18 protein-coding genes are annotated in these 21203 nt (G+C 72.5%); 7 read left to right on the forward strand and 11 right to left on the reverse strand.

Annotated features, from left to right (window positions below; translation table 11 throughout):
- Window positions 1-49 precede the first annotated feature (49 nt).
- On the forward strand, window positions 50-877 hold the full coding sequence (locus tag DDJ31_RS28780) for an enoyl-CoA hydratase family protein (RefSeq protein ID WP_127177478.1): 828 nt from the start codon (window positions 50-52) through the stop codon (window positions 875-877).
- The gene (locus DDJ31_RS28785; protein WP_127177477.1) at window positions 862-3186 is read left to right on the forward strand and encodes a bifunctional salicylyl-CoA 5-hydroxylase/oxidoreductase; all 2325 of its coding nucleotides are present in this window, start codon (window positions 862-864) and stop codon (window positions 3184-3186) included. The genes DDJ31_RS28780 and DDJ31_RS28785 overlap by 16 nt, the downstream gene beginning before the upstream one ends.
- 35 nt (window positions 3187-3221) lie before the next feature.
- On the opposite strand, the gene DDJ31_RS28790 is transcribed toward DDJ31_RS28785, so the two are convergent.
- The 5 genes from DDJ31_RS28790 to DDJ31_RS28810 form a co-directional block, all read right to left on the reverse strand.
- Window positions 3222-4451: a sulfate adenylyltransferase subunit 1 gene (locus DDJ31_RS28790; RefSeq protein ID WP_127177476.1), complete on the reverse strand. Its 1230-nt coding sequence runs from the start codon at window positions 4449-4451 to the stop codon at window positions 3222-3224.
- Window positions 4452-4453: 2 nt separating this feature from the next.
- Complete coding sequence (gene cysD / locus DDJ31_RS28795; RefSeq protein WP_127177475.1) at window positions 4454-5356, reverse strand: sulfate adenylyltransferase subunit CysD; 903 nt, start codon at window positions 5354-5356, stop codon at window positions 4454-4456.
- The gene (gene cysC / locus DDJ31_RS28800) at window positions 5353-5904 is read right to left on the reverse strand and encodes an adenylyl-sulfate kinase (protein WP_127177474.1); all 552 of its coding nucleotides are present in this window, start codon (window positions 5902-5904) and stop codon (window positions 5353-5355) included. Before cysC ends, cysD begins: the two co-directional genes overlap by 4 nt.
- A gap of 200 nt (window positions 5905-6104) precedes the next feature.
- Window positions 6105-6917, reverse strand: coding sequence for a PaaX family transcriptional regulator (locus tag DDJ31_RS28805; RefSeq protein WP_127177473.1), 813 nt, complete (start codon window positions 6915-6917; stop codon window positions 6105-6107).
- Window positions 6918-6932: 15 nt separating this feature from the next.
- Window positions 6933-8525: an AMP-binding protein gene (locus DDJ31_RS28810; protein WP_127177472.1), complete on the reverse strand. Its 1593-nt coding sequence runs from the start codon at window positions 8523-8525 to the stop codon at window positions 6933-6935.
- A 149-nt stretch (window positions 8526-8674) separates the two neighbouring features.
- Here DDJ31_RS28810 and DDJ31_RS28815 point away from each other — a divergent pair, with 149 nt between their 5' ends.
- Window positions 8675-9913 (forward strand): acyl-CoA dehydrogenase family protein, encoded by a 1239-nt coding sequence (locus DDJ31_RS28815; protein ID WP_127177471.1) that lies wholly within the window; start codon window positions 8675-8677, stop codon window positions 9911-9913.
- Window positions 9910-10308, forward strand: a complete 399-nt coding sequence (locus DDJ31_RS28820) for a RidA family protein (protein ID WP_127177470.1) — start codon at window positions 9910-9912, stop codon at window positions 10306-10308. Before DDJ31_RS28815 ends, DDJ31_RS28820 begins: the two co-directional genes overlap by 4 nt.
- A 41-nt stretch (window positions 10309-10349) precedes the next feature.
- Here DDJ31_RS28820 and DDJ31_RS28825 read toward each other — a convergent pair whose 3' ends face one another.
- A complete protein-coding gene (locus DDJ31_RS28825; protein WP_127177469.1) occupies window positions 10350-10544 on the reverse strand; it encodes a DUF5999 family protein in 195 nt (64 codons plus the stop codon).
- Window positions 10545-10801: 257 nt separating this feature from the next.
- On the opposite strand from DDJ31_RS28825, the gene DDJ31_RS28830 reads away from it, so the two are divergent.
- Complete coding sequence (locus DDJ31_RS28830) at window positions 10802-11224, forward strand: DUF6299 family protein (protein ID WP_127177468.1); 423 nt, start codon at window positions 10802-10804, stop codon at window positions 11222-11224.
- A gap of 25 nt (window positions 11225-11249) precedes the next feature.
- Here DDJ31_RS28830 and DDJ31_RS28835 read toward each other — a convergent pair whose 3' ends face one another.
- Window positions 11250-11750, reverse strand: coding sequence for an SRPBCC family protein (locus tag DDJ31_RS28835; RefSeq protein ID WP_127177467.1), 501 nt, complete (start codon window positions 11748-11750; stop codon window positions 11250-11252).
- A 631-nt stretch (window positions 11751-12381) separates the two neighbouring features.
- Window positions 12382-15546 (reverse strand): AfsR/SARP family transcriptional regulator, encoded by a 3165-nt coding sequence (locus DDJ31_RS28840; protein ID WP_171480918.1) that lies wholly within the window; start codon window positions 15544-15546, stop codon window positions 12382-12384.
- Window positions 15547-15803: 257 nt separating this feature from the next.
- Between DDJ31_RS28840 and DDJ31_RS28845 the strand changes: the two genes are divergently transcribed.
- Together DDJ31_RS28845 and DDJ31_RS28850 are read left to right on the forward strand one after the other, a co-directional pair.
- Window positions 15804-17060, forward strand: coding sequence for a hypothetical protein (locus DDJ31_RS28845; protein ID WP_127177465.1), 1257 nt, complete (start codon window positions 15804-15806; stop codon window positions 17058-17060).
- The gene (locus DDJ31_RS28850; protein WP_164784884.1) at window positions 17057-17647 is read left to right on the forward strand and encodes a hypothetical protein; all 591 of its coding nucleotides are present in this window, start codon (window positions 17057-17059) and stop codon (window positions 17645-17647) included. Before DDJ31_RS28845 ends, DDJ31_RS28850 begins: the two co-directional genes overlap by 4 nt.
- Here the strand turns inward: DDJ31_RS28850 and DDJ31_RS28855 are convergent.
- From DDJ31_RS28855 to upp, 3 genes are all read right to left on the reverse strand, one after another.
- Window positions 17576-19678, reverse strand: coding sequence for an ATP-binding protein (locus DDJ31_RS28855; RefSeq protein WP_431027068.1), 2103 nt, complete (start codon window positions 19676-19678; stop codon window positions 17576-17578). The genes DDJ31_RS28850 and DDJ31_RS28855 overlap by 72 nt on opposite strands.
- A gap of 134 nt (window positions 19679-19812) precedes the next feature.
- Entirely contained in the window at window positions 19813-20259 is a 447-nt protein-coding gene (locus DDJ31_RS28860; RefSeq protein WP_346656267.1) for a hypothetical protein, read from the reverse strand.
- 192 nt (window positions 20260-20451) lie between these two features.
- Window positions 20452-21180, reverse strand: coding sequence for a uracil phosphoribosyltransferase (gene upp, locus DDJ31_RS28865; protein WP_127177461.1), 729 nt, complete (start codon window positions 21178-21180; stop codon window positions 20452-20454).
- Window positions 21181-21203 lie beyond the last annotated feature (23 nt).

Consider the following 21203-nt stretch of genomic DNA (forward strand, 5'->3'; position numbering starts at 1 on the left):
GGCAGACGGCCCGTGAGGCCGCGTTGGCACTCCCCGAGGAGGCCGCACCATGAGTCCCTTCACCGGCTCCGCCGCCCGCACCTCCCCCTGGCGCCACCTGGACGTCACCTACGCCGACGGCGTCGCCACCGTCACCCTGGCCCGCCCCGAGCGCCTCAACGCGCTGACCTTCGGCGCCTACGCCGACCTGCGCGACCTGCTCGCCGAGCTGTCGAGGGAGCGGTCCGTGCGCGCCCTGGTGCTCGCCGGGCGGGGCCGCGGCTTCTGCTCGGGCGGCGACGTCGACGAGATCATCGGCGCCACCCTCGACCTGGACACCGCCCAGCTCCTCGACTTCAACCGGATGACGGGGCAGGTGGTGCGGGCGGTACGGGAGTGCCCGTTCCCGGTGATCGCGGCCGTGCACGGGGTGGCGGCCGGCGCGGGCGCGGTACTGGCCCTCGCCGCCGACTTCCGGGTGGCCGACCCCAGCGCCCGCTTCGCGTTCCTGTTCACCCGGGTCGGCCTGTCCGGCGGCGACATGGGCGCCGCCTACCTGCTGCCCCGGGTGGTCGGCCTCGGCCACGCCACCCGGCTGCTGATGCTGGGCGACCAGGTCCGCGCCCCCGAGGCCGAACGTATCGGCCTGATCAGCGAACTCACCGACGAGGGCGGGGCCGACGAGGCGGCGGCGGCCCTCGCCCGCCGCCTCGCACAGGGCCCGGCCCTCGCCCTGGCCCAGACCAAGGCGCTGCTCACCTCCGAACTGGACATGCCGCTCTCCGCCGCCATCGAACTCGACGCCGCCACCCAGGCGTTGCTGATGACCGGCCGTGACTACGCCGAGTTCCACGCCGCCTTCACCGAGAAACGCCCGCCGAAGTGGCAGGGCCGGTGAACCCGCCCGCCGCAGCGCAGGCAACGGCCGGCACCCACCCCCTGCGGGTGGCCGTCATCGGCGGCGGACCGGCCGGCCTCTACGCCGCCGTCCTGCTCAAACGCCTCGACCCCGCCCGCGAGATCACCGTCTGGGAACGCAACACCCCCGACGACACCTTCGGCTTCGGCGTGGTCCTCTCCGACGAGACCCTCGGCGGCATCGAACACGCCGACCCCGCCGTCCACGACGCCCTGCAAGACCACTTCGTCCGCTGGGACGACATCGACATCGTCCACCGCGGCACCCGCCAGACCTCCACGGGACACGGCTTCGCCGCCCTGGGCAGAAAACGCCTCCTGCGCATCCTGCACGACCGCTGCCACGACCTCGGCGTCGACCTCCGCCCGCGCACCGAGGCACCACCCCCCGGTGAACTGGCCGCCCGCCACGACCTGGTCATCGCCGCCGACGGCGTCCACAGCGCCACCCGCGCCCACTACGCGCAGGTCTTCCGCCCCCGGATCACCAGCCACCGCTGCCGCTACATCTGGCTCGCCGCCGACTTCGCCTTCGACGCCTTCCGCTTCGAGATCGCCGAGACCGAGCACGGCGTGATGCAACTCCACGGCTACCCCTACGCCCCCGACGCCTCCACCGTCATCGTCGAGATGCGCGAGGAGGTCTGGCGCGCGGCGGGACTCGACACGGCCGACGAGAAGGACTCCGCCGCCCGCTGCGCCGCGATCTTCGCCGACGCGCTCGGCGGCAGGCCGCTGCGCTCCAACCGGTCGGCGTGGAGCGTCTTCCGCACCGTCGTCAACGAGCGCTGGTCGCACGGCAACATCGTCCTGCTCGGCGACGCCGCCCACACCGCGCACTTCTCCATCGGCTCCGGCACCAAACTGGCCGTCGAGGACGCCCTCGCCCTCGCCGCCTGCCTCGGTGAACACCCCACCCTGGACGAGGCGTTGACCGCCTACGAGGAGGAGAGGCGGCCCGTCGTCGCCTCCACCCAGCGCGCCGCCCGCGCCAGCCTCGAATGGTTCGAGGATCTCGCGCTCCATGTCGCGCGGCCACCACGCCAGTTCGCCTTCGACCTCCTCACCCGCAGCCGCCGCGTCACCCACGACAACCTGCGGCTGCGCGACGCCCGCTTCACCGGCGCCGTGGAGCGGGAGTTCGGCTGCCCGCCCGGCACACCCCCGATGTTCACCCCGTTCAGGCTGCGCGGCCTGACCCTGCGCAACCGGGTCGTCGTCTCGCCCATGGACCTCTACTCCGCCACCGACGGCGTCCCCGGCGACTTCCACCTCGTCCACCTCGGCGCCCGCGCGCTCGGCGGCGCCGGCCTGGTGATGACCGAGATGGTGTGCGTCAGCCCGGAGGGCCGCATCACCCCGGGCTGCGCGGGCCTCTACACCGGCCCGCAGGCCGACGCCTGGAGGCGGATCACCGACTTCGTGCACACCCGCGCACCCGGCACCGCGATCGGCGTGCAACTGGGCCACTCCGGCCGCAAGGGCTCGACCAGGCTGATGTGGGAGGGCATGGACGAACCGCTGCCCGCCGGCAACTGGCCCGTGGTGGCCGCCTCCCCGCTGCCCTACCGCCCCGGCAGCCAGATACCGCGCCAACTCGGCCGCGCCCAACTCACCGACCTACGAGGCAAGTTCATGTCGGCCGCCCGGCGGGCCGCCCGCGCCGGGTTCGATCTCCTCGAACTGCACTGCGCGCACGGCTATCTGCTCTCCGGTTTCCTCTCCCCGCTGACCAACCTGCGCACCGACGCCTACGGCGGCCCCCTCGCCAACCGGCTCCGGTTCCCGCTGGAGGTCTTCGACGCGGTCCGCGGGGTCTGGCCCGAGGAGCGGCCCATGACGGTCCGCATCTCCGCGACCGACTGGGCCGAGGGCGGCACGACCGTCGAGGACGCCGTCGAGATCGCCCGCGCCTTCACGGCCCACGGCGCCGACGCCGTCGACGTGTCGACCGGGCAGGTGGTGGCCGGGGAACGCCCGGAGTTCGGACGGTCCTACCAGACGCCGTTCGCCGAACGGATACGGCACGCGGCCCGCGTCCCGGTCATCGCGGTCGGCGCGATCTCCTCCTGGGACGACGTCAACTCACTGATCCTGGCCGGGCGTACCGACCTGTGCGCGCTGGCCCGACCGCACCTGTACGACCCGCAGTGGACCCTGCACGCGGCGGCCGAACAGGGCTACCAGGGCCCCGGCGCGCAGTGGCCCGACCCCTATCTGGCGGGCCGCCGCCCACCCCGCACCGGACGCACGGACGCCCCCAAGCCCCGCCTGACCCTGGGGACATGAGGACACCCTGCCGGGGAGGCGGGCCGTACGCGGTCTCAGAGCGCGACCATGCCCGCGGTGAGCGTCGTCCCGTCCGCCGGGTCGATCAGCAGGAGGGCGCCGGTGCGCCGGGAGACCGCGTAGTCGTCGAGGGCCAGCGGCTCGGCGGTGCGCAGCGCGATCCGGCCCAGATCGTTCGCGGTCAACTCGGCCGCGCCACCCAGGTCCTTGACGACCGCCTGCACGGTCCTGGTGGTGTGCCGCACCAGCACCCGGTCGCCGACCCGCAGCGGACGGTCCGTCAGATGGCAGACAGCCGCGCGGACCTCCTGGGTGAGCGCGGGCACGTCGACGCCGGAGGTGATCAGATCGCCGCGCGCGACGTCCCGTTGGTCGGCGAGCCGTACGCTGACCGACTGCGGGGCGTACGCCGCCTGGACCGGGGTGCCCAGCGCGTCGATGCCGGTGATCTCGGAGGTCGCGCCCGAGGGGTGCACGGTGACCCGGTCGCCGACCCGCAGCGTGCCCGAGGCCAACTGGCCCGCGTAGTAACGGGCGTCACCGTGCCGGATGACGTACTGCACCGGGAACCTGGCGGGCGCGTCGGCGGCCTCGACACCGGCCGGAACCCGCTCCAGGAAGTCCAGCAGGGCGGGCCCCCGGTACCAGTCCATGCGCGTCGAACGCTGAACGACGTTGTCGCCGACCAGCGCGGAGACCGGGATCGGCGTGAAACCGGGCAGCCCCGACGCGGCGGCGTGGCCGGCGAACTCCTCGACGATCCGCTCGAACTCCCGCTCCCCGTACCCGACCAGGTCCATCTTGTTGACGGCGAGCACGACGTGCGGCACCCGCAGCAGCGCGGTCACGGCCGCGTGCCGGAGCGTCTGCTCGACCACCCCGTTGCGGGCGTCGACCAGGATGATCGCGAGGTCGGCGGTGGAGGCGCCGGTGACCATGTTGCGGGTGTACTGCACGTGGCCGGGGGTGTCGGCGAGGATGAAGCGGCGTCGGGGGGTGGCGAAGTAGCGGTAGGCGACGTCGATGGTGATGCCCTGTTCGCGTTCGGCGCGGAGGCCGTCGGTGAGGAGGGCGAGGTCGGGGGTGTCCTGGCCGCGGTTGCGTGAGGCGTGGGCGACGGCTTCGAGCTGGTCGGTGAGGACGGATTTGGAGTCGTGGAGGAGGCGTCCGACGAGGGTGGATTTGCCGTCGTCGACGGAGCCTGCGGTGGCGAAGCGCAGGAGGGTGGTCTCGGCGAGCGGGCCGGTGGTGGTGGGTGTCGTCATGGCTAGAAGTACCCCTCGCGCTTGCGGTCTTCCATCGCGGCCTCGGACATCTTGTCGTCGGCGCGGGTCGCGCCGCGCTCGGTGAGGCGGGAGGCGGCGATCTCGACGATCACCTTCTCGATGCTGTCGGCGTCCGAGTCGACGGCACCCGTGCAGGACATGTCTCCGACCGTCCGATATCTGACCTGCCGTTTCTCCACGGTCTCGCTGTCCTTGGGGCCGCCCCACTCGCCTGCGGTCAGCCACATCCCGGCCCGCTGGAACACCTCGCGTTCGTGGGCGAAGTAGATGTCGGGGAGTGCGATGGCTTCGCGGGCTATGTACTGCCAGACGTCGAGTTCGGTCCAGTTGGAGAGGGGGAAGACGCGGACGTGTTCGCCGGGGGCGTGGCGTCCGTTGTAGAGGTTCCAGAGTTCGGGGCGCTGGCGGCGGGGGTCCCACTGGGAGAATTCGTCGCGCAGGGAGAAGACGCGTTCTTTGGCGCGGGCTTTCTCCTCGTCGCGTCGTCCGCCGCCGAAGACGGCGTCGAAGCGTTCGGTCTGGATCTTCTCGGTGAGGGGGAGGGTCTGGAGGGGGTTGCGGGTGCCGTCGGGTCGTTCGCGCAGGGTGCCGCGGTCGATGTAGTCCTGGACGGAGGCGATGTGCAGGCGCAGGCCGTGGTGTTCGACGGTGCGGTCGCGGTGGTCGAGGACTTCGGGGAAGTTGTGGCCGGTGTCGACGTGGAGGAGGGAGAAGGGGACGGCGGCGGGGGTGAAGGCTTTGAGGGCGAGGTGCAGCATGACGATGGAGTCCTTGCCGCCGGAGAAGAGGATCACCGGCCGTTCGAACTCGCCCGCGACCTCGCGGAAGATGTGGACGGCCTCCGACTCCAGCGCGTCCAGATGCGACAGCGTGAACGGGTTCACAGCAGCCCCCGCTCCGCCAGCAGCGCGTACACCGCGTCCGCCGACTCCCGGGGCGTCTGGTCCTGCGTCGGCAGTACCAGCGCGGGGTCGACCGGCGGTTCGTACGGATCGTCGACCCCGGTCAGGCCGGTCAGCCGGCCCGCGGCCTGCCGGGCGTACAGCCCCTTCACGTCCCGCTCGCCGCACACCTCGACCGGCGTCGCCACATGCACCTCCAGATACGGGGTGCCGCTCTGGCCGTGCCGCTCCCGCACCGCCTCGCGGCTGTCCGCGTACGGCGCGATGACGGGGACGAGGGACAGCACGCCGTTGCGCGCGAGGACCTCGGAGACCAGGCCGACGCGCTGCACGTTGGTGAACCGGTCGGCCCGGGAGAACCCCAGCCCCGCCGAGAGGAAACGGCGGATCTCGTCGCCGTCGAGCACCTCCACGCGGCGGCCCTCGGCCTTCAGCCGGTCGCCGAGCAGGCGGGCGATGGTCGTCTTGCCCGCGCTCGGCAGCCCCGTCAGCCAGACCGTGGCCCCCTGGGCCCTTGACGTGCTGGTCATGCGCAAAGTCCTCTTTCCCTTCCGGCCTCCGACCCGTCGAACGGTAGGTAAGAAGTCTGAGAGGAGAGGTTGAGGAGTCTGAGGTTTGGCTTAGTGACTCCTGGTACGCACGGGGCGACGACAGCCGACAGCCGACAGCCAGCGGACAGCGGAGGCGCAGGGCGGTCGACGTCGCCCCTCCCGCCCGACGGCCGGACGTGTCACAGCCCCACGAAGACACCGCCCGCGTCCCTGAGCCGCTCGTGCAGTGCCCGGAACACCGCAGCCGACCGCTCGCCCGGCCACTCCGCCGGCAGCAGCCTGGCCGGCAGACCCGGGTCGGTGTACGGCAGGTGGCGCCAGGAGTCGAGGGCGAGCAGGTAGTCCCGGTAGGCGTCCTCGGGCGGGGTGTCCGCGCGCCGCTCCCAGGCGTGCAGCACCGGGGCGTGCCGGTCGAGGAACGCCTCGTGCTCCTTGGCGATCGCGGCCAGGTCCCACCAGCGGGCGACCGCGTCGACCGTCGGCGCGAAGCCGAGATGCTCGCCCCTGAAGAAGTCGACGTACGGTTCCAGACGCAGCCGCTCCAGGGTGTGCCTGCACTCCTCGTACAGCCGGGCCGGCGCGATCCACACGCCGGGTGCCGCGGCGCCGAAGCCGAGACCGGCCAGCCGGGAGCGCAGCACATGCCGCTTCTGCCGCTCCGACTCCGGGACCGAGAAGACGGCGAGCACCCACCCCTCGTCCTCGGCGGCGCCGTCCGGATAGACGCGCCGGTCGCCGTCGTCGAGCAACTGTTGGGCCTGCGACGACAGTTCGTACCCGGCGGCGCCCCGCGCGGTGCGGGCGGGCAGCAGCAGCCCGCGCCGTTTGAGGCGGGACACCGAGGAACGCACCGAGGGCGCGTCCACGCCGACCGCCGCCAGGAGCCGGATCAGCTCGGCGACGGGTACCGGGCCGGGCACGAAGCGGCCGTATGCGCCGTAGAGCGTGACGATGAGAGACCGTGGTGCATGCTGGTCGGACACGTTGATCATCTTAGGTCGTCGGTATCAGCGCTGGTCACCATCGGTGCGCAATCGGAATCGCTGGAGTTTGCCGGTCGCCGTGCGCGGCAGCGTCCGCACGAGGACGATCTCGCGCGGACACTTGTAGGGGACCAGTTCGGACGTGACGAAGGCGCGCAGCGCCTCGGTGTCCGGCTCGGCGCCCTCCCTGAGGACCGCGTACGCCACCACCACCTGCCCCCTGGCCTCGTCGGGCCGCCCCACGACGGCCGCCTCGACGACGTCCGGATGGCGCAGCAGCGCGTCCTCCACCTCGGGGCCCGCGATGTTGTACCCGGCGGAGACGATCATGTCGTCGGCGCGGGCCACATAGCGGAAGTACCCGTCGGCGTCCCGGACATAGGTGTCGCCCGTAACGTTCCAGCCGCCGCGCACGTACTCCCGCTGCCGCGGGTCGGCGAGGTAGCGGCAGCCGACCGGACCGCGCACCGCGAGCAGCCCCGGCCGGCCGTCGGGCACCGGCTCGCCCCGCTCGTCCTGCACCCGAGCCTGCCACCCGGGCACCGGTATCCCGGTCGTCCCCGGCCTGATCCGGTCGTCCGCCGCGGAGACGAAGATGTGCAACAGCTCGGTGGCGCCTATGCCGTTGACGATCCGCAGCCCGGTCAGCTCCCGCCAGGCGTGCCACGTCGCGGCGGGCAGGTTCTCGCCGGCGGACACACAGCGGCGCAGCGACGACAGATCGTGCCCGTCCGCCTCGGCGAGCATCGCGCGGTAGGCCGTCGGCGCGGTGAACAGCACCGACACCCGGTGCGCGGCTATCGCGGGCAACAGCTGCCTGGGGCCCGCCTGTTCGAGGAGCAGTGCGCTGGCGCCGGCCCGCATCGGGAACACCACGAGCCCGCCGAGCCCGAAGGTGAACCCGAGCGGGGGGCTCCCGGCGAACACGTCGTCCGCGCGCGGTCGCAGCACATGCCGGGAGAAGGTGTCCGCGACGGCGAGCACATCCCGGTGGAAGTGCATGCATCCCTTCGGCCGGCCGGTGGTGCCGGAGGTGAACGCGATCAGCGCGACGTCGTCGGCCGCCGTGTCGACGGCACGGTACGGGGTGTCGGGCGCGGCCCTGCGCAGCAGATCGCCCGGCTCCTCGCCGCCGTACGCGGTGATCCGCAGGCCGGGGACCTCCGCCCGCGCCAGGTCGTCGACGCACCGGGCGTCGCACAGCGCGTGCGACACCTCGGCGATGGCGCAGACCGTGCTCAGCTCGTGCGGCCGTGACTGCGCCAGTACGGTGACGGCGACCGCGCCCGCCTTCAGCACCGCGAGCCAACAGGCCACCAGCCAGGGCGTGGTGGGGCCGCGCAGCAGCACCCGGTTGCCGGGGACGACCCCGAGGTCACCGGTGAGGACGTGGGCGAGCCGGTCGACGTGGGCGCTCAACTCCCGGTAGCTCCAGCGGACACCGGCCGGAGTGCGGAACGCGGGCCGGTCGGGGTCCGGCCCCGACAGCAGCTCGGCGGCGCAGTTCAGCCGGTCCGGGTAGCGCAGCTCGGGCAGGTCGAACCGGAGGTCGGGCCACTCGTCGGGCGGCGGGAGATGGTCGCGCGCGAAGGTGTCCACATGAGCCGAGACGTTCATGGCGGTGCGCCCCCTTGGCTTCGTGGGCGTCGACGCGGGCGTGGGCCGTGCGGTCCGCGCACCGAGCGTATCGTGTTGGTGACGACAGTCAATGGTGCGCGATACCGTCGGGAGAGCGGCCGCGCCGGCCGCGCGGAGAGAGGACGGCGATGCCCGCATTCTCGCTCGAACCGGCACAGGAGAACTGGTGCGCCGAACTGCGCGCGCTCGCCGCCGACCGGCTGAGACCGCTCGCGGAGCGGGGCGGACCGGGCCGCGTCAACCGCCCGCTCCTCGCCGAACTGGGCCGACTCGGCCTGCTGCGGCGGCTGTTCACCTCCGGCGCGCTCGACCTCTGTCTGATGCGGGAGTCGCTGGGCTACGCCTGCACCGAGGCGGAGACGGCCCTCGCCCTCCAGGGCCTCGGCGCGCGTCCCGTCCACACCCACGGCACCCCGGCGCAACGCTCCCGCTGGCTGCCGGCCGTCACCGACGGCACGGCGGTCGCGGCCTTCGCCCTGACCGAGCCGGGCGCGGGCTCGGACGCCGGGGCGCTCGAACTGGGCGCGTGGCGGCGGGAAGTGTCAGACGCGGACAGGGCGGACCCAGAGGTCGGGTCCGCGGTCGGGTCCGAGTCCGGTGTCGGTGTCGAGTCCGGTGTCGGTGCTGACGCCGACGGCCTGGCGGGCTGGCGGCTCACCGGCACCAAGTGCTGGATCTCCAACGCGCCGGAGGCCGACTTCTACACCGTCTTCGCCCGTACGGGACCAGGCACCGGCTCCCGCGGTGTGACCGCCTTCCTGGTGCCCGCCGACCGCCCCGGCCTCACCGGCACGGCCCTGGACATGCTGTCGCCGCACCCGATCGGCACCCTCGACTTCGACGCGGTCCCGGTCACCTCCGACGACGTCCTCGGCGAGGTCGGCGGCGGCTTCCGGGTCGCGATGGCCACCCTCAACCTGTTCCGCCCCAGCGTCGGCGCCTTCGCCGTCGGCATGGCGCAGGCGGCCCTCGACGCCACTCTCACCCACACCGCCGAACGCGACGCCTTCGGTGGCAAGTTGCGGGACCTTCAGACGGTCGCCCACCAGGTCGCCGAGATGTCCCTGCGCACCGAGGCGGCCCGCCTCGTGGTGTACGCGGCGGCGACGGCCTACGACCGACAGGCGCCGGACGTGCCCGGCCGGGCGGCCATGGCGAAACTGCTCGCCACCGAGACGGCGCAGTATGTCGTCGACAGCGCCGTCCAGTTGCACGGCGCCCGCGCCCTGCGCCGCGGCCACCTCCTGGAACACCTCTACCGCGAGGTGCGCGCACCGCGCGTCTACGAGGGTGCGAGCGAGGTCCAACGGGGCATCATCGCCAAGGAGTTGTACAGGAACCTGCCCGAGAAGGAGGCCGAGAGATGAGCACCGAGCGCGTCAACCCGCCCGCCCTGTCCCCGCCGACCGGCTTCTCGCACGCCGTCGTCGCCACCGGCACCCGGATCGTCTTCCTGGCCGGCCAGACCGCCCTCGACCAGGACGGCAAGGTCGTCGGCGACACCCTCCCCGCGCAGTTCGAGCGGGCGCTCGGCAACCTGCTGACCGCGCTCACCGCGGCCGGCGGCGCACCCGTCGACCTCGCCCGGGTCACCGTCTACACCACGGACCTCGCCGCCTACCGCGAGCACGCGGCGGAACTGGGGCGCCGCTGGCGGGAGTTGATGGGGCGGGACTATCCGGCGATGGCCGTCGTCGAGGTCGTCCGCCTGTGGGACGACAGGGCGCTGATCGAACTGGACGGCTTCGCGGTGCTCCCGTAACGCGCCAGGCCCGCCGCCCGCCGCTGGCCCCCGCCTCCGGCTCAGACGGCCGTCGTCAGCCGCGCGCCGGGCGTCCTGCGAGGTGCCACGGGGCGCCCCTCGGCCGTCAGCGCGCCGGTGTCGTCGAACACGATCGCGCCGTCGCACAGCAGACTCCAGCCCTGCTCGGGGTGGGCGGCGACGACGTGCGGGAGGCCCTGGTCGGCGGACGGGCACGAAGATCGGTGGGAACACATGGCGCACCTCCACATCGGTGGGGGCCCGGCCGGGCCCCGTACCCAGACCATGCTCCGGTCGCGAACGCACCGCAGCGGCGGGACGGGAAGCGTGACAACACGAGGACAACACGCGGACAACTCGCGGAACGTTCACGAGCGCCCCGACACTTTCACGACCGTCACCCCGGACTCGCCACCGACAGGGTGACGATCACCGCCCTCGACCGGCCCGGCCGGTACCAGTGGAACCTCCCCCATCCTCCCGGAGGTGTTCCATGTCCCTGCGCCCCGCACTCGGCGCCGCCGCGCTGCTCCTGCTGGCCGCCCTGCCCGTCGTCCCCGCCGCCGCGGACCCCGGCGAGAGCGTGACCGTCGACCCGACCGGCCGGATCGCCGCGGACGGCACCGTCACCCTCTCCGGCACCTACCGCTGCCTCGCCGGGAAGGGCCCGGTCTTCGTCAGCTCGTCGGTCTCCCAGAGCACCCGCGAGATCCGGTACGGCATCGGCGGCAGCCGGGCCGTCTGCGACGGCGCGGAGCACCGCTGGCAGAACTCGGGGAAGCCGTCGCCCGACGCGCTCAAGGCGGGCACCGCGCAGGTCGACACGACCGTCATGGAACTGTGCCCGCAGGGCCTGCTCCCGCTGCCCTACTTCCACGCGACCCGCACCCAGGACATCACCCTGACCGCGAGCTGAGCCGCGCCCGGACGGGAGGCGGGCGTCAGCCCGCCTCCAGCTCCCGCTTCAGGTTGCGCAGGGTCTTCTCGATGTTGCGGGCCTGGAAGTCGGCGAAGGTCCGCCCGGAGGTGGCGATCCGGTCGAAGACGTTCGCGACGGGCGCAGGCCACGAGCGCCGGTCGTCCGTCCAGGTCTCCGTGACGCGGGTGCCGCCGTCGGCCGCCTCGAATCGGTACTCCCAGCTCGCGATCGGCCCGCGCAGCCGCGGGGTGCGGACCCCGATGGCGTGCACCCGGAACGCGAACCGCCGGCCGGGCTCGGCCGCGGTGACGGTGCACCGCGTCACCCAGCGGACCCGCCCCCGCTTGTTCCGCCCGACGAAACTGCTCCCGAGCCCGGCAGGGCCGTCCGCCGAACCCGCCGTCGTCCCGAGGTTCTCGGGACTCCAGCGCCCCATGTCGGCGGGGCGGCTCACGGCCCGGTAGGCCACCTCGGGCGGGACCGCTACGACGATGCTGCCGCTCACGGTGAAGACTCGGCCCACTGCACTGCCTCTCGCCGGAAACCCGAAGCTACTGTCGGGTAGTAATCATGGCACGCGGCGATGTTCCCCTGAACTGCTCCCGCGCCCCCGGCCGTTCCCCGCGTCGTGCGCGGCAGCACCGGAGAGGGCCCGCGGCTCCCTGGTGAACAGTGAGCGAATTCCCTCGGGGGAGGGAATGTGCAATTGATCGAGTGGCGCGAATTCGCCCATCCGTCGACGGCGTGAGGGGGAATGCGGCAGACGGCGCGTTTTCGTCCTGAACCGGCGCCCGGATTCGGGTCTGTCTCGCGATGTGGAGGCGATGTGGAGCGGACCGTCGCCGCGGTGACTCGTGTCCCCTGCGAAAGGTCCGCACCATTGAAAGGTGATCTTCCGGTCACTCTCGCCACCGAGTCGGGCCTGCGTCTTTCACGTGGAAACGGGACAAGCGCGCGGGGGGCTCAGAGGATTTTGTTTCCAGCTGCGCACTGGCTAATCTTCTGATCTTCCGATGATCGACTCTTCATTGCGCAAGGAGCTCGGTGAACCGTTACCGCATGCTGTCCATAGCCTTGTCGGCCCTTTCTGTCGCCTACATGGCTCCGGTGGTGCTCCGCTGGATGTGGTGATCGCGCACCGGCTCCGGGGAAGCTCAGGAGCCGGTCGATCCATGGCATGCCAGGAACCGCAGCAACTTCTCCGCCTCCGCCTCGGCGCCCAGGCTGCGGTACAGGGCCACCGCGCGTTCGCCGTGGTCGCGCGGCCCCTCCAGCGGGCGCGGTGACAAGGAGGCGGTCCGCGCGAGTCCCGCCAGGGCGTGCGCCGAACCCATCGGGAAGTTGATGCGCTCGGCGACTTCGAGGGCCTGCCGGTAGCCCTTGACCGCGCTGTCGAGCCGCCCGGACTCGCGTTGGACGTCCGCCGCTCCGATCAACGCGCGCAGTCTCTCGTACGGGTTGTCGATGCCGGTGGCCACCTGCTCGGCCATGGTCAGATGCAGCAGCGCCTCGCCCCGGCGCCCCGACTGGGCGTAGGTCGTGCCGAGCCTGATCAGCACGTCCGCCTCGCCCAGGGCGTCCCCGCTGGCCCGGTGCGCGGTGAGCGCACGCTGGAAGCAGGCGAGCGCCTCGTCCGTCCGCCCGGTCGCCTGGTGCACCGCGCCCAGGTTCGTCGACAGGATCGCCAGGTCGACACGGCCGCCGTGCTGCCGCATCAGGATCTGGGACCGCTCGTAGCAGTCCCGGGCCTGCTCGAACTGGCCCTGGAGGAAGTGGATTTCACCGCGGTTGTTGAGCGCCTGGGCGAGCCCGTGCGGATCGGGAAGCTCCTCGTAGATCGCCTCCATCAGCTGGACCTTCTCCAGTGCCTCGCCGTGCCGCCCCGCGTAGTACAGGACCACCCCCTCGACATTGAGGCAGTCCGCCTCTCCACGGCGGTCCCCGACCTCCCGGTACAGCGCCGACGACCGGGCGAGCAGCCCCAGCGCGATGTCGCCGTGGCCCGCCGCGACCTGGGCGCGGCCCGCTTGGAAGAGGGCGTCGGCGCTGCCGTGGGCATCGCGCAGCCGCTCGTAGATCGCACGGGCCTCGGTCGCGAGGCGCAGGGCCTCGACGTGGTCCCGCTGCGCCAGCAGATCGGCGTGGTCCGTGAGGGTCCGGGCCAGCACGGATGACTGGCCGGACGCGCGCAGTACGGCGATGGCGGCGTCGAAGAGTTCTCCCGCGAGGTCCCAGGCGCCCCACAGTTTGAGGGACCTCGCGAGGACCCCGGGGAACAGCGCGGCGTACTCGGGGTGTTCGGCGGTCGCCGTGCGCGCCAGCGCGACGAGATTGGCGCGCTCCACGGTCAGCCACACCGAGCCCTCGTCCTGGTCGGCGAAGGCCGGCGCGTGGACGGGCTCCTTCTCCGGTGGCAGCGGCATGGCCCTGCGATGCGGATGCGCCAGCCGGTCCGCTCGGTGCGCGGCCGTGACGTAGTGGCCGACGAGGCGGCCGACAGCGGCGTGCCGTGCCTCCTCCGGGTCCGTCCGCAGACCGGCGCGCAGGGCGAAGGCCCGGGTCAGATCGTGCAGCCGGTAGCGGCCGCGCACGGGCTCCTCCAGCAGGCTGGAGTCGAGCAGTTCCTCGACGCAGCGGCCCAGCAGCCCCGGCTCGTCCGCGAAGCCGGGTCCGGTCAGCGCGGCGGCGGCCCTGAGGGTGATGTCGGGCCCCGGGTGCAGGGCGAGCAGGCGCAGCAGGTTCTGGGCCGGCCCGCTGAGTTCGGTGTAGGAGAACTCATGGACCGAGGTGATCAGACCGTCGAACTCCTGGAGCGGGTCGGCGGCGCTGTCCAGCCGGTCCAGGAGGTACTGGAGGTCCCATGAGCTTCGATGGCGGAAGCGGCTGGCCAGCACCTGGAGGGCCAGCGGGTGGCACGCGCACGCGTCGACGATCCGCTCCAGGCAGTCGGGCTCGGCCGACACCCGTGACGCCCCCACGATCCGGGTGAAGAGGGCCGCCGCCTCCGCCCTGGACAGCGTGTCCAGGGAGAGGGAGGTGGCGCCGTCGAGGCCGGACAGCCTGTTCCTGGTGGTGACGAGGACGCGGCAGGTGTGCGAACCGGGCAGCAGCGGGCCGATCTGCGCCGCGTCCCTGACGTTGTCGAGGATGACCAGCGCGTGTCGTCGAGCCGTCCACTCGCGCCATCGGGCGGTCCGCTCGTCGAGGGTGGCCGGGAGTTCGGACGGCGGGCCGGCCGCGTGCAGCAAGGTGGCCAGCGCGTCTGCCGGGTCGAGGGGCCGCTGACCGCTGTAACCGCGTACGTCGACGTAGAACTGGCCGTCCGGATAGCGGGCGGTCAGCTGGTGGGCGGCGTGCACGGCCAGGGTGGTCTTGCCTATACCGGGCATTCCGTTTATCACGGTCACCGGCAGGGCGGTCGGGGAGCTGTCGTCGGCGCCGGAATCGGCCTTGAGGATGCGCAGTTCGCCGGTGCGGCCGGTGAAGTCCGGGATGTCGCGGGGCAGGAAGTTCCGCACCTCGGGGGCGGGTGACCCAGCCGTGGTCCTGGCCTCGGTCCGCAGGAGGGCGGGGTCCTGTTCGAGCATGCGGAGATGAAGCCGCTGAAGATCAGGGGCGGGCTCGATCCCCTGGTCCTCCTGTAATCGCGCGCGGGTTCTGCGGTACACCTCCAGCGCTTCGTCATGGCGCCCCGAGCGGTACAGGGCCAGCATCAGGGAACCGATCCCCTGTTGAGCGAAAGGATTCTGCGAGGCGAACTCGCGCAGCTCGCCCACGAGATCCGCGTGGCGGCCCGATTCGAGCTCAAGCCCGATCCGCTCCTCGCGCACCCTGCGCAGTTCCTCGACCAGCCGGGCGCGTGCGGCCAGCGCCCAGGAACTGGCACCGAACTCGGCGAGGGGCTCACTCCGCCAGAGAGCCTCGGCGGTGCGCAACAGGCCGATACCCAGCTCGCGTTCGCCCCGCGCCAGCGCCGCCGCCGCGTCCGAGCGCAGCCGCCCGAAACGCGACAGGTCGATGCTCTCCGGGTCGGCGCGCAGCCGGTACAGACGCGGCGACGGCCGCTCCACCTGCACCCCGTCGTCACCGACCGCCTGCCGCAGCCTGCCGCGCAGCCTGGAGAGATACGTGTGCAGGGTGTCCAGGGCGGTCGGAGGCGGGTCCCCGTCCCAGACCCGGTCCAGCAGGGTGTCCACCGTGACCGGCTCGCCCCGCGCATGGACCAGGACGCCCAGCACCTGGCGCTCCTTGGGCGACCCGAGCGGGTGCTGCCGCTGGTCGTGCCAGAGTTCAAGAGGTCCCAGAGCAAGAAGTTCCACCACTACCCCCGACGGGTGTGCTTCTTCCCACGGCCTTCACTGAGGTCTGTGCGTGTGACGCGTACCACTCTTCTGCGCGACCGAGGGGGGAGGCAGGGGCGCACGGGAGCGCGGCAGGCGCACGGCGTCGATGGCGTTCGACGGAGTGCAGGATTCATGCAAGTCGGCCGTCCAGACCTCCGGGCATCCCCACCTCATCGGCCGTGAAAGCCCGCGGCCGCGAAGGCGACGAAGGAAGAACCGGGGGGATCTCCACCATGAGTCTCACTGTGCCGGAGGCGAACTGGCGGCATGTGCCGGTACGTCTGGACGTCGAACGCTGGGCCACCCGCCGTACCCGCAGGAGGGTGCTGGTCGTCGTGCACACCGTGATCGCGGGCCGGCGACTGCTCGACGTGACGCGCCTGCTGGAGGGCGACATCAGGGTGCAGCTCATCTTCACCCAGGCGCCCGACGTGTTCAGCAACGGAGTGCCCGAGTTCCTGGAACGGCTGGGCGCCCTCGTACTGCCGTGGAGCCAGGCGGTGCAGACGGAGTTCGACCTCGCGCTGGCCGCGGGCCACGGCAGTCTCCACGACCTGACGGCGCCGGTCGTCGTGCTGCCGCACGGCGCGGGACACAACAAGCTCGCCCCCGCCGCGAGCCACGGCCGCACCGCCTCGCCGCCCGGGGTGTACGGGCTCAGCAGGCAGCGGCTGATCCGCGACGGCGCCGTGGTGCCCGAGGCGATCGTGCTCGCGCACCACGAGGAGCTGACCAGGCTCGGCAGGGAGTGCCCGGAGGCGCTGCCCGTCGCGGAAGTCGTGGGCGACCCCTGCTTCGACCGCGTCATGGCGAGCCTGCCGTCCCGGGCGCTCTACCGGCAGTCGCTGACGGTCGAGGCCCGGCAGCGGCTGATCCTCGTCTGCTCGACCTGGGGGCCCGACTCCCTGCTCGGACAGGGGTGGGAGACCCTGGAGAGGCTGGTCGCCGAACTGCCCGGCGACGACTACCGGATCGCCGCCCTCCTGCACCCTCATATCTGGAACGCGCACGGCGAGTTGCAGGTCCGCACCTGGCTCGCCGGACTGGCGCGCTCGGGCCTGATCCTGATCAGCCCGCACGGGGAGTGGGCCGGCGCGGTCGTCGCGGCGGACCAGATCGTGGCCGATCACGGGTCGGTCTCGCTCTACGGCGCGATGACGGGCGCGCCGATGCTGATGGCGGGACGTCCCGACGCCAAGGTGGACCCCTCCTCGCCGATGGCGGAGCTGATGTCCTTCACACCGCGACTGCGTCCGGAGCGGCCGATGTGCCCACAGATCAAGCGGAGTTCGACGAACCGTCACGCGGTTCGGTACGAGCGGGTCGCCGCGCGCATCACCTCGGAGCCCGGCAGGTTCGCCCGCAGGATGCGGGCACTGCTCTACCGGAAACTCCGTCTGCGGGCACCCGCCCTGCGGACGGCCACGGAACCGGCACGTCTTCCGCTGACGGTCCGTTTCGACGAACCGGGCAGCGGGGTGCCCCGGTGATCCCCCGGGTCGCGGTGTCGCAGACCGCCCTGCCCGGCTGGTTCGGCGCCGCGGGCTCCCACGGCCCCGCGCAGCGCGTCCGCGTCGTGCTGCTCGACCGGCGGCCACGGGAACCGGTCGTGGACGAGCACGTCAGGGTCCGGCTCTGCGAGGAGGAGACGACGGAGATACCGCAGACGCCAGAGACGCCAGAGACGCCAGAGACGCCAGAGACGCCAGAGACGCCGGAGGCGACGGCTGCCTGGGGCGATGTGCTGATCAAGCACGGCACGGGTCCGCGCCAGGCCCTGCATCTGGCGCGGTGCTGGCCGGGTGCCCTGGTCGTGGCGGTGCACGACCACGACCGCTGCTGGCTGCGTCTCGGCCCGGAGGAGCACCTGCTCGAACTCCGGGCCGACGGGGTGCGCAGGCCGGAGAGGGAGTGGGAGTTCGTCGCGTCGCTCGCCCACTCCTGTCTGGTGGCCGGGCTGCCGGTCGCGGTCCTGGTGTCCGCGGCGGGCGGCGCCCGGCGCCGCTCAGGTCCCGGGCTCCTCGGACTCCAGACGGCGGAGCCGGCCGAGCAGGGTCTCGGCCTCGCCCGACCCTGACCGGCCCACGGCCGCGTACAGGTCGAGGGCCTCTCGGTAGAGGTCACGGGCGACGCGCGTCCGTCCGCGTCGCTCGGTGACCTCCCCGAGTCCCCCGAGCGCACGAGCGGTCTCGTAGTCGGCCGTCATCCCGCGCAACGGGGTCAGCGCCTCGGTGAACAGCCGCTCCGCCAGGTCGAGTTGGTCCAGACGGAGATGCGCCTGACCGAGGAGCGTGGCCACCCGTGCGGCGTTGTAGGTGTCGCCCGCGTCCAGGAGCGTGGTGCGGGCGGCACCGGCGTGGTGGATCGCGGTCTCGGCCTGCCCCAGGGCGAGGGCGACATCGGCGAGATTGAGCCTGGCCAGTCCGCCCGCCCGATGGTCCCCGTTGGCCGGCAACTGGTCAGCGGCCTCCTGGAAGTACGCGGTGGCTTCGCTCAGCCGTCCGAGCCGGAAGAGCGCGAGGCCGCGGTAGTTGAGGGTGCGGGCGTGGCCCAGACGGTCGTCGCTCTCCAGGAACAGTTCGGCCGCCTGCTCGAACATCTCCAGGGCGCCGGTCACGTTCGCACGGCCGAGTTCCCCCACGCCACCGGAGGTGAGCATCCGGCACGCGGCGGCCGTGTCCCCGATGCTCCGGGCGGCGGCCAGTCCCTCCGCGTGCGCGGCGCTCCAGTCGTCGTAGAACTTGCGGCGCAGGAAGAGCGGCCACAGGGCGTCGGCCAACTGCCAGCAGACGGTGGGCAGTCCGGCGGACCGCGCGCCACGGATCACGGCCATCAGGTTGGCCAACTCGCTCTCGAGCCAGTCCAGCGCGGATTCGGGGTCGGCGCCCACGTCGACCCGCACCACGGGTCCGGGCCCGTAGTCCCGGGCCGCGGTGCGGTGCTGCGGGTCGATGATCGCCTCCGCGCGGGTGGCGTTCGCGAGGTAGTGGTCGGCGATGCGGCGCAGGGCCAGCGCGCGTTCCTGCGGTGTCTCGTCCTCCACCGCCTTCGCGGCGGCGTGCAGCCGTACGAGGTCGTGGAAGCGGTGGCGTTCTCCCGGTGCGTCGACGAGCAGACTCGCGTCGTGAAGCTCGTCGAGCAGCGGGCTCGCCTCCCTCTCCTCCTCCGCGGCCGAGGCCGCCGCGGCCACCGCGCCGCTGAACTCCCGGCCCGGGTGCAGGCCGAGCAGCCGGTAGAGCCGAGCCGCGGGAGGACGCAGTGCCCGGTAGGACAGGTCGAGGGCCGCGCGGACGTTGTGGTCGTCGTCGATGGCCAGTGCCTCCAGCCGTTGGTGTTCCTCGGTGAGCAGCCGGACCATGGTGGTGATGCTCCGTTCGGGGCGGGCCGCGAGCCGGGCGCCGGCGACGCGGACCGCCAACGGCAGCCCCGCGCACAGCTCCACCAGGGAGCGGGCGTCGTCCGGATTCTCCGTCACCCGTCCGTCGGAGAGGGTGTCGGCGAGCAGTTCGACGGCCGCCTCGGGGGCGAGCGGCCCCAGCTGGACGGAGTAGCAGCCGTCCACGGTGAGCCCCGACAGCCGGCTGCGGCTCGTGACCGCCGTGACGCTCCCGCCCGCCGGCAGCAGCGGGCGTACCTGGGCGGCGGACGCCGCGTCGTCGAGCAGCACCACCAGTCGCTGGTTCGCGGTCAGCGAGCGGTACAGCGCCGTCCGCTCGGCGAGCGATGACGGGACCTGCTGCGCGGGTACCCCGAGGGCGCGCAGGAAGCGCGCCAGCACATCGCCCGGGTGCTGCGGGCCGTCCGGCGACTGGGCCCCGAGATCCGCGTGCAGTTGGCCGGCCGGGAACCGGGGGCGCAGGGTGTGCAGCCAGCGCAGGGCGACCGTGGTCTTGCCCACCCCGCCGAGGCCGCTCACGGCGACCAGCACCGACCGCCCCTCCTCGGTGGCCCGCACCCGGTGACGTTCCAGGGCCGCCAGCTCCGAGGCCCGGTCGACCACCCTGACGAGCGGTGGAAGCTGCCACGGCGTCCAGGTCGCGGAGACCGGCTGCGCATCGATGTGGATGCCGCCGTGCACGACCCCCGCCTGGACCGCGACGCCGTGCACGGCCCCACTCAGCTCGTTGTGTGACTCAGGTCCCTCCGGCCGCACTTCGCACCCCCGACTCCGTGCAGGTTCCGGCTTTCGGACGGATTCTTTCCGTGGGAGCGATGGATACCCGCGGATCATGGAGAAGGGCGCTAGGGCGTCTCGCCACGACGTCCATCGGCGCCGTCACCGCCGGTGTTGAACGTCAGACCCGAGAACGTGTGTCCCTGGATCACCTGACCGTGCACCGTGCCGCCGATGACGCTGTTGTGCACCGTGCCGATCGCAAAGGTGTCCGCGGCGGGCCCGAACTCCGCCACCAGCGACCGGAGTTCGGGCGCCGCGTCGGGACGTTCCTCCAGGAGGCGGCGCAGCAGGAGCCGCACGTTCGCCGTGACGTCGGAGGTGAGCGCGTCCTGGTCGGGAGCCCCGACGGCCGCGACCAGGGCCGAACGGGACCGTTCCAGCTCGCTGCCCAGGGCAGCCGGGTCGCCGCCGCGCGAGAAGATGCGTACCAGGCGCTGTTTCGCCTGTTCCCAGGTTTCGGTGACCATGAGGCCGACCGCTGTCGTCGCCCCGGTCGCGACAAGTGCCGCCAACTCCGCTTCCACAGTGCTCCCTTGGGATTCGGGCCTGGTATGGAGCTTTGCTCGTTCACGGTAAAGGGAGGGCGGCGAGGCCGCCAGGGTGGGCTGTCGCCGTGGCCGTGGACATCGAGCTGCGGAGACGGCCGGAGGCCGCCGCCCGGAGCCCTCCCGGATCGGCGGCCGCCGGCCCCTCTCGCCCTGTCCCTAGCGGTCCGTCCCGAAGTACCGGTCCCCGAAGTCCCCGATGCCCGGCATCATGAACGCGTTCTCGTTGAGGCCCTCCTCGATGGCCGACGTCACGATCCGCACGCCGGGGAAGCGGTCGCCGACCGCCGCGAGGCCCTCCGGGCAGGTGATGAAGGTGACGAAGACGATGTTCCGCTCCGGGACGCCGAGGTCGCGCAGCACCTCGATGGCCGCGAGGGCGGTGCCGCCGGTCGCCAGCATCGGGTCGAGGAGGAGGACCTGCCGGGTGGCGATGTCCTCGGGGAACGCCGTGTAGTACAGGCGCGGCTGCTTGGTCGTCCTGTCGCGCTGGATGAGGATCTTGCCGATCCTGACACCGGGGACGACGGCGCGCAGTTCGGCCTCCATGCTCTCGCCGGCCCGCACGATCGGCACCCCGACCAGGTCGTCGGCGAAGCGCAGACCGCGGTAGGTGCGGCCGACGGGTGTGGTGACGTCGTACGGCTCGAAGGGCAGGAGGTCGAGCGCCGCCTCGGTGAGCATCCGGATGATCCGGCCGGTGTAGAAGACGAAGTCCTCGCGGCGGGCGTCCCGGTCACGGACGGCCGTGTGCAGTGCGCGTAACTGGTTGGTCTGCGGCAGGAGGTGGACCTCGGGGCCGGTGCGGGGACGGGACGCGCCCGGGGCGTCGGCCGGCTGCGGCAGCGTCGTCGCGGTGGTGGTCCTGGGGTGCGTGGCGGTGGTCATGGGAACTCCTTGGTCAAGGGGAG

Origin of the sequence: Streptomyces griseoviridis, assembly GCF_005222485.1 — a bacterium.
GTDB classification, from domain to species: domain Bacteria; phylum Actinomycetota; class Actinomycetes; order Streptomycetales; family Streptomycetaceae; genus Streptomyces; species Streptomyces hintoniae.

What these genes read in the sequence shown, in the direction of transcription:
- DDJ31_RS28780 (WP_127177478.1), top strand. Translation starts at nt 50, where the DNA reads ATGAGTCCCTTCACCGGCTCCGCCGCCCGCACCTCCCCCTGGCGCCAC.
- DDJ31_RS28790 (WP_127177476.1), bottom strand. Translation starts at nt 4,451, where the DNA reads ATGACGACACCCACCACCACCGGCCCGCTCGCCGAGACCACCCTCCTG.
- cysC (WP_127177474.1), bottom strand. Translation starts at nt 5,904, where the DNA reads ATGACCAGCACGTCAAGGGCCCAGGGGGCCACGGTCTGGCTGACGGGG.
- DDJ31_RS28805 (WP_127177473.1), bottom strand. Translation starts at nt 6,917, where the DNA reads ATGATCAACGTGTCCGACCAGCATGCACCACGGTCTCTCATCGTCACG.
- DDJ31_RS28810 (WP_127177472.1), bottom strand. Translation starts at nt 8,525, where the DNA reads ATGAACGTCTCGGCTCATGTGGACACCTTCGCGCGCGACCATCTCCCG.
- DDJ31_RS28815 (WP_127177471.1), top strand. Translation starts at nt 8,675, where the DNA reads ATGCCCGCATTCTCGCTCGAACCGGCACAGGAGAACTGGTGCGCCGAA.
- DDJ31_RS28820 (WP_127177470.1), top strand. Translation starts at nt 9,910, where the DNA reads ATGAGCACCGAGCGCGTCAACCCGCCCGCCCTGTCCCCGCCGACCGGC.
- DDJ31_RS28825 (WP_127177469.1), bottom strand. Translation starts at nt 10,544, where the DNA reads ATGTGTTCCCACCGATCTTCGTGCCCGTCCGCCGACCAGGGCCTCCCG.
- DDJ31_RS28830 (WP_127177468.1), top strand. Translation starts at nt 10,802, where the DNA reads ATGTCCCTGCGCCCCGCACTCGGCGCCGCCGCGCTGCTCCTGCTGGCC.
- DDJ31_RS28845 (WP_127177465.1), top strand. Translation starts at nt 15,804, where the DNA reads ATGAGTCTCACTGTGCCGGAGGCGAACTGGCGGCATGTGCCGGTACGT.
- upp (WP_127177461.1), bottom strand. Translation starts at nt 21,180, where the DNA reads ATGACCACCGCCACGCACCCCAGGACCACCACCGCGACGACGCTGCCG.